Source organism: Pseudomonas sp. HY13-MNA-CIBAN-0226, assembly GCF_040310305.1.
Classification (GTDB): domain Bacteria; phylum Pseudomonadota; class Gammaproteobacteria; order Pseudomonadales; family Pseudomonadaceae; genus Aquipseudomonas; species Aquipseudomonas gregormendelii.
Map to the genome: position 1 here is coordinate 1 of NZ_JBEOPS010000571.1, position 241 is coordinate 241.

The 241-nt window shown below is 46.9% G+C and carries 1 protein-coding gene; it reads left to right on the forward strand.

The genetic code is table 11. The features are described 5' to 3' along the window. On the forward strand, positions 1 to 241 hold a 241-nt coding region (locus tag AAEZ05_RS29960; protein WP_350650288.1), incomplete at both ends, for an AMP-binding protein.

The window sequence follows — 241 nt, forward strand, 5'->3', positions numbered from 1 at the left end:
GGTTTGCCGCATCGTCCAAATCCAGGTATTTGGTGGCGGATTGTCGAAGCAAACAAGGTGAATATTTTATTTACCGCACCGACGGGTGTGCGTATGCTGAAAAAACAAGATGAAACGTGGATGACGCGCTACGACGTTTCTAGCCTTAAGTCATTCTTTTTGGCAGGTGAGCCACTCGATGAGTCAACGGCCAATTGGTTGACCAAGCATTTAGGGGTGCCGATTTTAGATCATTATTGGC